The following is a 14,313-nucleotide window of genomic DNA, read 5'->3' as shown; positions in this document are numbered from 1 at the left end:
GAAATTCCCCCTATATTAATTATTTTTCTATAATATCAATTACCCATTCTTTTCTTATCTCCCAAAGAGCAGCCCTGATGGCCCCTGAAATCTCTATGTTTTCATCAAATAACCTACTCCAGCTTTTTCTAATCTTCGATTTTAATTGAGGATAAAAATTGCTCATATATGCCTCAGAATCATCTGTTATATTATATCTTTCCAGCTCTTTTTTAAAACCTTCGCTATCCTTTTTATCCTTAGGTATATAAGAAAGATTTAATATTTTATTCCACTTTCCACTATCAAACAATATTGCTTTGTTTCTTTCTACTTCTATTGCTAAAATAACTGCTTTATCAAAATGCTGAACATATTTAGGATCAGCCCATGTCCAAATGGGAAATTCTGCGCCTTGAGGACGCTGTACTATATTCTGTGCATTTGCAACAAACCAATTGTATGCAGTAAGAAAAATCTTTGAAACTTCCTTATATTTCTTAGTCACATATTCCCTTTTCACATGATATACTCCATTATTCATTATAGTATCCAAAACTATTCTTTGCTGACAAGTCCAAAGTTTAATAGTATCTTTACCCATAACTTTACCTCCCATAACTTTATTCTTTGAAGTAAATGATATTTCTTATCCATTCTTTTTTTATTTCCCACAATGTCCCTTGAGTTAAATTACATAATCTAATATTATTATCAAACAATCTGTCCCAGCTCTTCTTTATCTTATCTCGTAGTAAAGGATAAAAATTTCCTTTGTGGGTCATAAATAGTTCTGACTCATCTGAAATACCAAACTTTTCAAGCTCTTTATTATGTACTTTTTCATCTTCTCTATCTAATGGAACATACCAATAATTTATCACATAGCCCCACTTTTCCTGATCTGTGATCACAACATGTTTTTTATCTACCTCTAGTTCTAAAACTACCGTATCCTTTGTAGGTTGAAGCATCATATTATTTGTTGTAGATAACCAAATGGGGTATTCAGCACCTTCTGGTTTTTCAACAATATTTGAGGCTTTTTTGGCATACCATTTATATGCCTTAAGGTAAAAGGGAGTAATTGTATCAAGCTTTTGCTTTATATATTCTTCTTTAACTCTATATACACCATATTTCTCTAAATCATTCAATATTTCCTTATTTTGTCTAGTCCAAAGTTTAATTTTGTCTGTGTTATATTTATCACCCATGCAAATCTTCCCCTTCCATGTTAATATATTAATATTTCTCCTTGATTTCCCTGTTTTTTTATTTAAATTTATTATATTATTAATATATTCTATTATCAAATATATAGATATACGCCAATAAAACTTAAGATAGGAAATTATAAACTTATCAATCCTTTAAATAAATATAATTTCCGTGATGTGTTTCGAAAAAGTTATTCAATCTAAAACTTATTTTTACATGAGCCAAAAGAATCCTCAGTGGCTGCGACCTCAAATTAAACTTTTAGGGGCGTACATTTATATAGATTTCCCATAATAAAATTTAAATTTGGAGTGAAATTTCATGAAAATAGACAGACTACTTTCTATAGTTATTATGCTGTTAAATAGAAAAAGAATTACCGCAAAGGATCTAGCCGATTATTTTGAGGTTTCCATTAGAACTATACAAAGAGACATTGAAGCTATAAACATGGCTGGAATTCCCATAGTATCCTATAGAGGTCAATATGGCGGCTATGGATTATTGGATAATTATAAAATAGATAAAAATTTTCTATCGGATTCTGAACATAAACTTCTATTAGTGGCTTTAGAAGGTATTAATAGAGCCTATGAAGATAAGAATTTAAAAAATGTAATAGAAAAGCTAACATCCATCAAATCTACAAATGACCATATAAAAAATAATATAATTATGGACTTTAGTCCCTGGGGTTTTTCTAAGGGTCTAAAGGAAAAAATAGATGAAATCAAAAAAGCAATAGAACAAAAAGAAATAATCAGGTTCACTTACATAAACTTAAATGGGCAAACAACTCAAAGAACCGTTGAACCCTATTTGCTTGCACTAAAATTAAATCACTGGTATTTACAAGGATATTGTCGATTAAGGCAAGACTTTAGATTATTTAAACTCACAAGAATAAAGAATTTGTCATCTATAGATGAAACCTTTGAAACCAGAGAAAATAATTTTGATTTTAGTTTTTCCTTTTCTTCAACAAATATCGTAAAACTTAAGCTAAAATTTCATCCCAAGGCTTTAAACAGACTAGACGACTACTTTGAATTTGAAAAATTAGACTTTAATGAAGATGGATATATATATATATCTATAGAATATCCTGAAGATGAGTGGGTTTACAGTATGATCTTAAGCTTTGGTGATTGGGTTGAAGTTATTGAACCTATTCACATTAGACAAATTATAAAAAATAAAGCAAAAAATATTTTAAAAAAATACAAAACAATTTAAGAATTACGACACAATGCTGTCATCTTACCTCTGATATAATTACTTTAAATTTAAAAACATAGGAGGAATTTAGATGAATAAAGATTTATGTCAAAGCTGTGGCATGCCATTAAGTAATGAAAACTTATTAGGGACTAATGAAGATGGAAGTAAAAATAGCGATTACTGCATCTACTGCTTTAAGAATGGAGATTTTACTGGTGATGCAACAATGGAAGAAATGATAGAAATCTGCGTTCCCCATATGGTAAAACAAGGCTTTAAGGAGAAAGAAGCCAGAGAGATGATGAATACTCTCTTTCCTACTTTAAAAAGATGGGCTAAATAATTATATAATACATAGCTGTATGCTTAGAATTTTTAAGTTTTTAAGGTAGTCACTGAGAATTCTTTTACCTTCCTCTTATAAACATCTTTTAAAGAAAAGTTTAGAAAGGAAGAGTAAAAGGAAACCTCAGATTCTATCTTTGTTTCTAAAACTTTATGAGCATACATCTATAATATAATATTATGCAACTACTCCCCTTTTCTTAGAATAGTTTTTGTATACTTCATTTTCCATTATATCCTTGATTATTGAAACTACCTTCCATACATCATGATATGAAATATAAAGAGCAACGGGAGCTAATCTTATTACATTTGGATTTCTAAAATCTGGTACTATTCCTCTATCCTTCATAGCTTCATTTATTCTTACTGCTTCCTCATGTTCTAAAGCCACATGCCCTCCCCTTCTATGATCTTCTCTAGGATTTCCTATTATAAAACCATATTGAGAAAGCTCATTATCTATTAAATACATTAAGTAATCTGTAATTTTTAATGATTTTTCTCTGATTTTTTCTATTCCTATTTCATTAAACATTTTAAGTGACCCTTCTAAGGGTGCCATGCTCAGCATGTGTGAAGTTCCAATTTGCCATGCCCCTGCATTTTCTGCCGATTGAAATTCATAGGACATATCAAATTGCTTTTCCTTTATATAGCCATACCAGCCTGCTAAAACCGGTTCCTTATGAAAATGCTTCTTATTAACATATATACTAGCTGTACCTCCAGGTCCATTATTACAATATTTATAATTACACCAAAAGGCAAAATCCACTCCCCATTTTGAAAAATAATGGGGTACTGCTCCTACAGAATGGCAGCAGTCAAAACCAATAATAATACCTCTTTTATGGGCCTGACCTGTTAGATACTCAATATCCAATAACTGTCCACTTCTATATAATACTGAAGGTAGAAGAACTAAGGCTATATCATCATCCATCCTTCCAACAATTTCTCTTTCATCTAAAGTTTTTCCATCCTTGCTTTCTATTACTACAAGATGTTCTCTTGGGTCCAAGTCCTTAAGCTTTAACTGTCCTTCAATAGCATATCTATCCGATGGAAATGTCAATGAATCCATTAATATTTTATTTCTTTTACCTTTTGGTTTAAAAAATGTCGATACCAATGAATGTAAATTTACAGTAGTAGATGAATGGATAATGACTTCATCTTCTTCAGCTCCAACTAAGGGAGCCTGAAGCTTTCCTAATTCCTCTGGATAATAAAACCATGGCATTTCTGCATTCATCCAGCCATTTATCCCAAGATTCTTCCATTCCTCTACAACTCTCATTAATGTTTTTTCGGCATCTTTTGACATAAGACCTAGGGAATTTCCATCCATATATATTTCATCTTCTTTTATATAAAACCTATTTTTTATTTCTTTTAATGGATCTTCTAAATCCAATCTTTTTGCAAAGTCTTCTCCAAGCTCAAATACCCTTTTCATGAATTAGCTCCTCCTTTTTTGATGTATGAATAAAAAAATATTTATTTAACAACCTAAATAAATTATAATATATTTTTTTTCAGATAATCAATAATCTTTTGAAAAGTTTTACAATTATATATTATACTTAACTTAAAATAATAATCTTTTTAAAGGAGATGTGCTTTTTATGAAAAAGCTTTCAAGAAATTCTTTTAATCGAGCTAGCAAATTTATACTTGATAAAGGTAGACCTTTAGAAGGTGAAATTCTAAAAAAATATTTTTATAATGATGAAAATAAAAAAGTTCTAAATGAATTGGAAAATTTTTTAAATAATGATGGAGGTTTTGGAAATGGTCTAGAAGGAGATTTTAGATTGCCATTATCCTCTCCTATGGCAACTACTGTTGCTTTTCAGCATTTAATTAATTGTGAAAATGAAGAAAAAGCCATGGAAATTATCAAATCTGGAATTAAATATTTTGAGAATACATTTGACTCTAAAAGAAATGGATGGCTGGTTGTCCCAAAGGAGGTCAATGATTATCCCCATGCACCCTGGTGGCATTATATTCCAAAGAAGGATATGACTATAATTGATAGAAACTGGGGAAATCCTTCTGCAGAAATAATTGCCTATTTATATAGATACAAAAACTTTGTTCAAAAAATAGATGTAGATAAGCTTTTAAATTATGCTATAGCTTATTTTAATAGCAAAGAAAAATTTGAAGCTGAAAATGAAATATACTGCTACATAAGATTATATAATTTACTTTCAGATAATTTAGCTAAAAAAATAGAAAACAAATTAATCTTAGGTGTTAAACAAGTATTATGTTATAAAAAGGAGGAATGGGATAATTACGTTCCTACACCATTGGATTTTATAGAAAGTCCAAATGCCTATAGATTTGATATTAGTAATGGGTTGATAGAAGAAAACTTAAACTTTTTAATTGAAAAGCTAGAATCCCATGGAAAGATTGAGCCTGCCTGGAATTGGCATAATTTAAAATCTATTATTGATCCTGATTGGAATTGGAATACTTATGACTCTGAATGGAAAAAAGCAAAAACTGAATGGACTGGTGTTCTTACATTAAAAGCTTTAGTATCTTTAGATAAATTTAATAGGATAGAATTATATAGTGAAATAAACTAACATGATAAAACTATATACTAGTTAAGCGGTTGTGCTAATAAATTAAATATTTCATTTTAAATAGATTTTAGGGGTTTTTAATGTTTCATTTTCCTTCATTCAATAAACCTGTTTTTTATATAGTTTTGAAGGAAAAAACTGTGTTATAAAAATCACTCAAATGAAATATTAAAACCCCCATATAAGGACTAGCATATCTCTTATGCAATTGCCCCGAATTATAGTTATGCAATTTTCTCATTTAATAAAGTTCACCTTCACTTTATACTAAACCTTTATTAAAATCATTGCACTTCTTTTTTTATTTGGAAGATAATATTTTTTATTCTTTATAATAAGTTTTTCCTCAATCCAATTCACTAGCTGCATATTTTTAATCATAGGTATTTTGAAATAATATTTTATGAAACTCAAGGCTTCTTCTTTTGAATCAAAGGGTTGCCCAAAATCCGATTGAATCAATTTTAAATCATATTTAATCTTAAATCTATCAAGAGGTTCTAATAATTCTTTATATGTCTGCTGTTTTAATAATTCTATATTCATTCCTATTCTTTCATATAATTCAGTTATAGAAAAATCATTCTTTATCTCATCTATAGGTAATATTAAGACTACATATTTATTTGACATATTTAAGATTTTTTCCATATTACTATCATTTACTAGTCCCATCATATAGCTCATTAAAACTATATCATAACTTTCTTTATTAGTTATAGATTCAAATTTACTATTATAAGTATTAATATTCTGGATAAGATTTTTCTGGGCTCTTTTTCTTAATACTTCTATAACCTTTGATGACATATCAATTGCAGTTATATCTAATCCCTTTTTAGCTAAGCTTATAGAAAAACTTCCTATACCACATCCTATATCAATAACAGTTTTCGATTTTTTAATATAGGGCTCCAATTCTTTTATTGACTTTTCATAAAAGTCAGTAGTTTCTTCTGCCTCTAAAAACCATTTTATATTTGAAAAAGTCCAATTAAATTTCTTCTCAAAGCCTCTATCTGATTTTATTATATAGCTTTGTGGATATATAGTCTCTGTTTTCCTTAGTGATTTCAACTATAATCACATCCTTACGATTTCTTATGGAATTCATGAATATTGTAGGCTGGGGCTTAATTACTCCTAAGACCTTCTTTTTACTTTCTATTATTTCATGGATTTTTTGATGGAATATATATGATTTACTTTCAAAAAATCCTAGTTCATCCATAATAATTAGCTCAAAGGGACATTCTAAACAATAATTAAGTATTTCTACTCCAAAGCCTTCAAAGGTATCTGTAACGCCTACCCATTTTATCCCATCTGGAGTATAGCCTATTACTGTTTTTTCAAATTCCGGCTGCTTTTCTAAAGGATAATTAATTGGCTGTATGTAAAAACCCTTTACTTTGCCATTTTTAAGAAAAGCCTTTGTTAAAAATCCTCCTATCATATTATGGTCAATATTCAATTTCTCTTTTATAGAATTCAATACTGTTGTCTTTCCAATATTTATTTTGCCTGTAAGAAATAAATTATTCATAATGAAACTCCCCTAAAAGATAGCGTTAATTATGCAAGTTTCTCTAGATAAATTTGCTTAACACTATCGTTAAAATTCTTCGTTCCTCCACCTTCACTTACTATTTCCAATACCTTTAATGGTTTTTCAATTAATACCCCCGCTAAGATGTCAATCTTATATTTTTTAAATACCTCTGGACAAAGAGGAGTAGTAGGCCCTACCATTGCCACTTGCCTAGCTTTTGTGCAATATTTTACAATTTCATCGAAGGTTTTGTTAATGATAGATGTTGAAGTTATAACAACAATATCACACTTTGGTAGATATTCATTTATCATATTACTAGAATAATAATTATCCTCTCTACTTTCTCTACGCTCAAAGACATAAAGCTTTTTAGCTTTTTTACCCTTTCCCTTAGTTAATGGCTTAAAATCTCCTATAACCCCCAAGGTATCTTTGGCTCCTATATCCAATACTTCGAATACATTACTACAATTATATTCCTTTACATTGTCCTGTAACAATGCGTTTATAGTTGCTATTCCAATGGAACTTTTGACCAAATTATCTGACATTGCCCACTGTATAATATCTATAGTTTTTTTCCCCTTAATCTTTCCTCCTTCACTACAAACACAGCAACAGGGTCCCAGCTCATTTCTAAAGGTATAAGCCAATCCACACTTATCATCATCCAGTAAAACAGCAGTATATCCAAGTCCAACACGAAGATCTTTTATTCTTTTACCTTCTGCCTTCTCCTTAACGGCTTCTATAAGATCAGTTACTATCATTTTCTAAGACCTCCATTTATTATTAATTTTTTAATATTCCTTTAATAATTTAAAGATAAACAAGCTAATTTTAATTAATCCATATTGAGAAACTCTTTTGCTTCCTCATCACTAATCTCATAATGATAAAAGGTTTTATAAAATTCCTTTACTTCTTCGATGATATCATACTCATAAGCCTTAGGATATAAAACATGACCAAGCCATTTTATTCCTATTATACGGTTTACTGAAGGTGGGCGGTCAAACCAGCCAAAGGGATTTTGGGGTATTCCATATACCTTTTTATTTTTTACTGCATTTATGTCCTTCCAATCTTCATTTTCATAAATAGTTTGGAAAAATGATTTGGTATTATCATCACTACTTTCCCTGGCAGTTATAATAATATCTGGATTCCACAATAGTACTTGCTCTAAGGATACCTTGCTTCGTCCATAGCTGCTGTCATCGGATATGTCAGCTGCATTTTTCCCTCCAATTAGTCGAATTACTTCCATACGAACTGAACCTGGTGCTTCAGTATTTAGTCCTTTTTGACCCTGGGCATAATATACTGTTACTTTATCTTCTTCACTTATATTTTCTGATTTTTCCAAGGCATAATTTAATGTGTTTTTACAATAATCTGCAAGCTCTTTAGCCCTTTCTTCTTCACCTATTATCTTTCCTATAAAAGCATAGGCATCCTCCAGATCATCTAAGGTTTCACTTTTAACCATTACTATGGGTATACCTATTTGCTCCTGCAGACTATTGTTTGCATCTATTTCCGTATCATTAATTCTACCCATATTAATTATTATATCAGGGGCTCCCTTTAGTATTTCTTCTATATTCCCTGTATTGTTTTTGCCAAACCATCCTCCTAAAATGGGAAGGTCTTTATACTTTTCAGGGATGTATTTTTTTTCATTTGTGGTAAATTGATAATTCCATCCTGCAAGCTTATCTGGTGCAAGAGTATACATTAGTATTGTTCCTTCCGGACTTTTACAATAGACTTTTTCAATATTACTTGGAATTTCCACCTTTCTTTGTGCCATATCGGTAATTGTAATTGTCTTTTGCTCTTCTTTCTGAGATTTGTTTTCTGTTTTTTGTACTTCATTGAATTTACTGCATCCAGCTAAGACCCCTATTAAAAGTACTGCTACTAGTAAAATTGATATTATTTTGTTAATATTTTTCATGGCTTTTTCCTCCTTAATTTATTCTTATTTAGACTTTATTTTAAACTGGAATACAATAACTTATATTCCTTTTATGCTTCCTTTCTATGTCTATTACCTCGGTATCTATTCCATATATATCCTTAAGGCTTTCTTTGGTAATAACTTGTTTTGGTGTGCCTATCTTAAACAGTTTTCCGTCTTTAATCATAGAAACCTTCGTTGCACATAGAAAAACATGATTTGGAAAGTGTGAAGTCATTATAACTCCAATGCCACTTTTTATTAAATCGTTTATATGATTTAAAACCCTGATTTGATGTCCAAAGTCCAGATTTGAAGTAGGTTCATCCATTATTAGCATTTTAGCTTCCTGAGCTAAGGCCCTTGCTATTAGAGTAAGCTGTTTTTCTCCTCCGCTTATCTCTGTATATATCCTATCCTTTAGATATAATATATCTAGAGTTTCCATTGCCCTTAAGGCTATATCCATATCCTTTTTTCTAGGAGAACTAAAAGCTCCCATATAGGATATCCTGCCCATCAAAACTATGTCTATCACCTTAAAGGGAAAAGGTGGGTTATGGGCCTGAGGAACATATCCCATTATTTTTGCAAGCTCCTTGGTTTTATAGTCATATATGCTTCTTCCATCAATCAGTATTTCTCCCTTTTGCAGCTTCAAAAATCCCAGTATGGTTTTGAAAAGTGTTGTTTTTCCTACACCATTTGGTCCAAGTATACATAATGCTTCTCCAGATTTTATTTCCATTGAAATATCTTTGATAATTGTATTTTTACCATATCCACATGTTACATTTTTTAGTTCTATTTTCATATCCAACCCTTCCTTACGTTTAACATTAAGTATATAAAAAATGGAGCTCCTATTATTGATGTAAGTACCCCCAGGGGAATTTCCAAACTACCTATAGACCTTGCCAGATTATCTACCAATAGTAGATATGATCCTCCCACCAATACAGCTGCTGGTAATAATTTTTTAAAATTAGGTCCAACAAGCATCCTTGAAAAATGGGGTACAACAAGACCTACCCAGCCTATGAGTCCAGCAACGGATACTACTGAAGCTGTCATTAGTGTGGAACAAAGTATTACTATAATTCTAAGCTTTTTTACATCTAATCCTAAAGCCCTGGCTTCTTCTTCGTCAAAGGATAAAACGTTCAACTTCCATCTTAAAAGCATCAGAGGGATAATCCCTATGATGAAAACTATAAAGATTATATATGCATCCTGAAGATTAATTGAAGCTAGGCTTCCCATAAGCCAAAAGGTTATCTCAGGAAGTTTACTGTAGGGATCTGCAATATATTTTATTAGTGTAATAAAGGCGGTAAAAAGTGTTTTTATAAGCATTCCTGAAAGTATCAGCACAATAGTAGTACCATTACTTTTACTAAGTCTCATACTAATTAAATAGGTTAAAGCCACAGCCGAAAGTCCAAATAGAAATGATAGTATTTGTATTCCTATTATCCCTAGTGACATTAATATCCCCAAAGATGCCCCAAAGGCTGCTCCTGCTGAAGCTCCTAAAATATCCGGAGACACTAAGGGGTTTCTAAACATCCCCTGGTATGCCGCACCCGATGCTGCTAGGGAAGCGCCTGCAGCGAAGGCAGCAAATATCCTAGGTAATCGTACCTTCAATACTACTGAATACATAACATCTGGTAGTGACCTTTCAAGGGAGAAAATACCCTGATGTAAAATAGTAAACAATTCCTTTATTGTTATGGGATATTTCCCAATTGTAAAGGATATTAAAATTATTAATATTGCAATAAAAATTATTACAAAGCTTTTATTTGATTTAGTTGTTTTTGCATTTTCAATAATCGATGATTTTCTTTCCAAAATGAAAACTCCCTCCCTAGTCTAGGGAAGGAGTTTTATGCATAAACGATCAAGGGGTAAAATATATAACAAAACAAAGGTATGTAATAATTAATATAACTATACCTGTACCCCATGCATATCATTTTCATTGGTCACCCAATAATCCTTCCCTGCCATTTACAGTCACAATCTGTGGGCCGCAGTACCTCTCTATCTCATTGTCCTTTCCTCGGCTCCCTAGCTTATGGATTATACTAGTTCTCAGCTCTAGAAACTTCTCCTTAGAGAGGAAGGGTTAAACCCCGCCCTATTTAATGAAATTTTCATGGTTCTAATCTTTTTTATGCCTCCTATGATTTAAATATATTCTACATTCAATAATTCTTTCTACTATAATTATACAACAATTTTCATTAATGATATCCTTCTTTTTATAATAACTATTTATTTCTTTTGTCTATTATCTTTCTTTTTTGTATACCATTATTAAAATAATTTTCTTTTCTCATTCTCCCTTTAATCTTTAAAGTCAATTTTCTTCTTTTAATTAATTCTTTGATTAAATCAAATTCATACAGTCTATTATATATATGTACAAGTAATTCCTTGTACCTAGTTAGTTTAGTATCTATATATATAGTTAGGCAATCCTTTTCCTCTTCCTTAGTTACCACAGCTTTAAAATCCATAAGCTCATTAATCGAAAATAATATATCATCTAATTCACCTATAGTCAATATTTCTATATCTCCTAATAAAACCCCTTCTTTTTTTCTGAAAATTATTTTATCCAGTCTTCTAAGGTATGTGCCACAAAGGCAGGGAGTATTGATTATTCTGCTTATATCTCCTGTTTTATATCGAATAAGAGGCATCCCCTTTCTTGTTAAGGTAGTAAAAACTACCTCACCCCATTTTCCATTGGGTAATTTTTCTTTTGTAATGGGATCGATTATTTCAAAATATAAATCTGCCTCTCTTAAATGATATCCCTTTAAGGCTTCACATTCTACTCCTCCTCCAAGTCCCATTTCTGTCATACCATAATGGTCAAATACTTTACAGTTAAAAGTTTTTTCTATTTCTTTAATTACTGTATTTGAGGCATAATCAGTGCTCAATAATATGCTTTTTAATTTTATTTCTTCTTTGCTTTTTTTATATCTTGAAAGGGAAAGAATTTGAATTGGAATTCCCACAAGGGAGTTTATTTTTCTGTTTTTAATAATCTCAAGAACTTTTTCAGAATTATGTACAGGTCCATATATATATACCTTAACCCCTAATCTTTTCAAAGCCTTTCCAAGTAAATCTCCTACACTGCCTTCCCTTTCTCCTGGAAGTAAAATAAGTACTTTATCCTTTTCTTCTACTAAAGTGGACATACCTATTTTGAAAAAGTCTATTGTCAGTTCTTGATCTTCCTTTGTAAAAAATATTCTCTTGTTTTCTCCAGTAGTTCCAGAGGTCCTTAATGTCACAATCCTACTAATATGACTGGGAGACACACAAAGAAAATGGCCAGGATTCTTTCTTATGTCTAAATCAGTTGTAAAGGGGATTTTTTCAAAATCTTTAAAGGAAGATATTTTATTTGTATTTTTTAAGTGATTTTTATAAAATATGCTATTTTCCTTTACATATTTTATATTTTGATGCAGTTTATTTAGTATGTAATTGTCAAGTTCGCTTTTAAAATCCTTTTTTCCCTTATAGCCTATTTTTTCCTTTATCCATCTATCCAGTGGTGTAATTTTCATTAGCATTTTCCTCTATAGAGATAATTTCCCTTTATGTCTGTAAGATTATAGGCACAAAATGGAATTAAGTTTCCTTCATTACTTACAACATGTATACAACAATCCTTTAATCTATCTAAATCAATATTCCAGACATCCTGAAAAGCCATTCCTGATATGCTAAAGTTATAGGTTTTTAAATAATTTAATATTTCATCAAATTCCATTGATTTGTCTAAATGATCTTCACTGCATTTGCATCTTTTTTCAGGTAATTTCCAGTTTTTTGCCACAAAATTCCTAGCTTTTTGCGAGCCTTCTTCTGCTCTTTGTATTCCGCTACAGCAAGTCTTATCTGTTATTGGCTTCAAAACTTTCTTTCCTTTGTACAAATAATTTCCATTGAAGGAACAAAGAGAATTTTCACATCCCGGTGGTTTTAGGCTTTCTTTTTTTATGATTCCCTTGGTCTGTCTTTCTATTTCCCTTATTATATAGGGAATAGTTATTCTCATGTTTTCATATGTTTTGGCAGGATATCGTCCAAAATAGCTTACTGGCTGAAAATGTACTCCCCTTACTGCGGGAATATGTTCTATGGCAAAATCTATTATTTCTCCTATATTGCCTATATTCACACCTGGAACAAGGGTCGGTACTAATATAATTCCTATATTGTATTTGTCCAGATTTTCAATGGCCTTAATTTTTGTTCTAATAAGATTTTTTCCTCTAAGTTTTTTATATATTTCATCATTTGTACCGTCAAATTGTAGAAATACTGAGTTTAGACCTGCTTTCTTAAGGCTTTTAACATATTCTTCATCTTCTCCAATTCTTATTCCATTTGTGTTAAGCTGGATAAATTCATATCCTAAATCATGTCCAATTTCTATTATTTTCTCTAAATCATTTCTAACTGTAGGCTCTCCCCCTGATATTTGTATGTTATAGGGTCCTCCAGCTTCTAAAATCCTTTTATACCAAAATTTTATTTTATCTAGGCTGGGTTCTCTAATATTGTATTTCTTTGAGCTTGCAAAGCAGAAGCTACAGTTTAAATTGCATCTTTGGGTAATTTCTATTAAAGCCGTACAGGTATGTTGTCTATGATCATCACAAAGACCGCAATCAAAGGGACATCCCCTATCTATTTCTTTAAAGCTTTTTTGGGGTTTGCTTGGAATCTTTTTCCTTATCCATGTATCCATGCTGGGACTGCCATTCCATATCAAGGTTTCAAACTCTCCATGACTACTACATTTTTTCTTTAAATAAATATTATCTTTTTTCTTAACCCTATAGGCTGGAATTTTTTCTAGGCATACGGGACAAAGGCTTTCTGTTTCAAATACAATTTCTTCATTTTTTTTCATTATTCCCTCGCTCCTAACTCATAGCCATGTTTATTTATAATTTCCCAAGCTTTACTTAATCCCTTTTCAATTATTTCTCCACATTTAACTGGATAAGAAGGCTCTTTCATATTATTTTTTTTAAGTTGACTTCCGATTATATCCATACATTCTCTACTTTTATACTCTGCATCAAACCAATTAATATATTCTTCAATCATTTCATAAAAATCTTCTTTATTGTATTCCTCTTCACGGCCCTTTCCACTATAAAGTCCAATTATACAGATTCCTCCTGTTAATACTCCACAAATCCCTCCAGAAAATCCTACTCCTCCACATAATCCACCTACTGCTTTAATTAAATCCGTATTTTCTATTCCCTCCTGTTCAAGTTGTATTTTAAGCATTATTTGGGTACAACAATATTTACTGGAAGCAAGCTGGAAAATACGAAAGACTGTTTCATTCACTTTAGTGGCCC

15 protein-coding genes are annotated in these 14,313 nt (G+C 30.9%); 3 read left to right on the top strand and 12 right to left on the bottom strand.

The annotated features are described in order from the left end of the window. Window positions 1-19 precede the first annotated feature (19 nt). Both B5X81_RS04525 and B5X81_RS04520 read right to left on the bottom strand, forming a co-directional pair. Complete coding sequence (locus B5X81_RS04525; protein WP_170917279.1) at window positions 20-583, bottom strand: DUF3841 domain-containing protein; 564 nt, start codon at window positions 581-583, stop codon at window positions 20-22. A 19-nt stretch (window positions 584-602) separates the two neighbouring features. Continuing rightward, the gene (locus B5X81_RS04520; protein WP_079489728.1) at window positions 603-1,196 is read right to left on the bottom strand and encodes a DUF3841 domain-containing protein; all 594 of its coding nucleotides are present in this window, start codon (window positions 1,194-1,196) and stop codon (window positions 603-605) included. Window positions 1,197-1,521: 325 nt separating this feature from the next. Here B5X81_RS04520 and B5X81_RS04515 point away from each other — a divergent pair, with 325 nt between their 5' ends. Together B5X81_RS04515 and B5X81_RS04510 are read left to right on the top strand one after the other, a co-directional pair. Continuing rightward, window positions 1,522-2,436 carry a helix-turn-helix transcriptional regulator gene (locus B5X81_RS04515; RefSeq protein ID WP_079489726.1) on the top strand — a complete coding sequence of 305 codons (915 nt, stop codon included), beginning with the start codon at window positions 1,522-1,524 and terminating at the stop codon, window positions 2,434-2,436. A gap of 73 nt (window positions 2,437-2,509) precedes the next feature. Then, window positions 2,510-2,764, top strand: a complete 255-nt coding sequence (locus B5X81_RS04510; RefSeq protein WP_079489725.1) for a zinc ribbon domain-containing protein — start codon at window positions 2,510-2,512, stop codon at window positions 2,762-2,764. 180 nt (window positions 2,765-2,944) lie between these two features. Here B5X81_RS04510 and kynU read toward each other — a convergent pair whose 3' ends face one another. Continuing rightward, window positions 2,945-4,228, bottom strand: coding sequence for a kynureninase (gene kynU / locus B5X81_RS04505; RefSeq protein WP_079489723.1), 1,284 nt, complete (start codon window positions 4,226-4,228; stop codon window positions 2,945-2,947). A 169-nt stretch (window positions 4,229-4,397) separates the two neighbouring features. Between kynU and B5X81_RS04500 the strand changes: the two genes are divergently transcribed. After that, the gene (locus B5X81_RS04500) at window positions 4,398-5,375 is read left to right on the top strand and encodes a hypothetical protein (protein ID WP_079489722.1); all 978 of its coding nucleotides are present in this window, start codon (window positions 4,398-4,400) and stop codon (window positions 5,373-5,375) included. 267 nt (window positions 5,376-5,642) lie between these two features. Here B5X81_RS04500 and B5X81_RS04495 read toward each other — a convergent pair whose 3' ends face one another. From B5X81_RS04495 to B5X81_RS04455, 9 genes are all read right to left on the bottom strand, one after another. Next, window positions 5,643-6,452, bottom strand: a complete 810-nt coding sequence (locus tag B5X81_RS04495) for a methyltransferase domain-containing protein (RefSeq protein WP_079489720.1) — start codon at window positions 6,450-6,452, stop codon at window positions 5,643-5,645. Beyond that, entirely contained in the window at window positions 6,391-6,921 is a 531-nt protein-coding gene (locus B5X81_RS04490; protein WP_079489719.1) for a nucleoside-triphosphatase, read from the bottom strand. The genes B5X81_RS04495 and B5X81_RS04490 overlap by 62 nt, the downstream gene beginning before the upstream one ends. Window positions 6,922-6,950: 29 nt before the next feature. Further along, window positions 6,951-7,700, bottom strand: a complete 750-nt coding sequence (locus B5X81_RS04485) for a DUF364 domain-containing protein (protein WP_079489717.1) — start codon at window positions 7,698-7,700, stop codon at window positions 6,951-6,953. Window positions 7,701-7,774: 74 nt separating this feature from the next. Continuing rightward, a complete protein-coding gene (locus B5X81_RS04480) occupies window positions 7,775-8,893 on the bottom strand; it encodes an ABC transporter substrate-binding protein (RefSeq protein ID WP_079489716.1) in 1,119 nt (372 codons plus the stop codon). A gap of 40 nt (window positions 8,894-8,933) precedes the next feature. Then, window positions 8,934-9,710 carry an ABC transporter ATP-binding protein gene (locus B5X81_RS04475; protein ID WP_079489714.1) on the bottom strand — a complete coding sequence of 259 codons (777 nt, stop codon included), beginning with the start codon at window positions 9,708-9,710 and terminating at the stop codon, window positions 8,934-8,936. Beyond that, entirely contained in the window at window positions 9,707-10,753 is a 1,047-nt protein-coding gene (locus B5X81_RS04470; RefSeq protein WP_244282004.1) for a FecCD family ABC transporter permease, read from the bottom strand. Before B5X81_RS04470 ends, B5X81_RS04475 begins: the two co-directional genes overlap by 4 nt. A gap of 422 nt (window positions 10,754-11,175) precedes the next feature. Then, window positions 11,176-12,495, bottom strand: a complete 1,320-nt coding sequence (locus tag B5X81_RS04465; protein WP_079489711.1) for a DVU_1553 family AMP-dependent CoA ligase — start codon at window positions 12,493-12,495, stop codon at window positions 11,176-11,178. Further along, window positions 12,495-13,850, bottom strand: coding sequence for a radical SAM (seleno)protein TrsS (gene trsS, locus B5X81_RS04460; protein WP_079489710.1), 1,356 nt, complete (start codon window positions 13,848-13,850; stop codon window positions 12,495-12,497). Before trsS ends, B5X81_RS04465 begins: the two co-directional genes overlap by 1 nt. After that, window positions 13,850-14,302 carry a DVU_1555 family C-GCAxxG-C-C protein gene (locus tag B5X81_RS04455; RefSeq protein ID WP_079489708.1) on the bottom strand — a complete coding sequence of 151 codons (453 nt, stop codon included), beginning with the start codon at window positions 14,300-14,302 and terminating at the stop codon, window positions 13,850-13,852. The genes trsS and B5X81_RS04455 overlap by 1 nt, the downstream gene beginning before the upstream one ends. Between the last annotated feature and the right edge of the window lie 11 nt (window positions 14,303-14,313).

The organism is Maledivibacter halophilus, assembly GCF_900167445.1.
Classification (GTDB): Bacteria; Bacillota; Clostridia; order Peptostreptococcales; family Caminicellaceae; genus Maledivibacter; species Maledivibacter halophilus.
The sequence above is the reverse complement of the archived record's forward strand: the minus strand, read 5'-3'. Positions and strand labels throughout refer to the sequence as shown.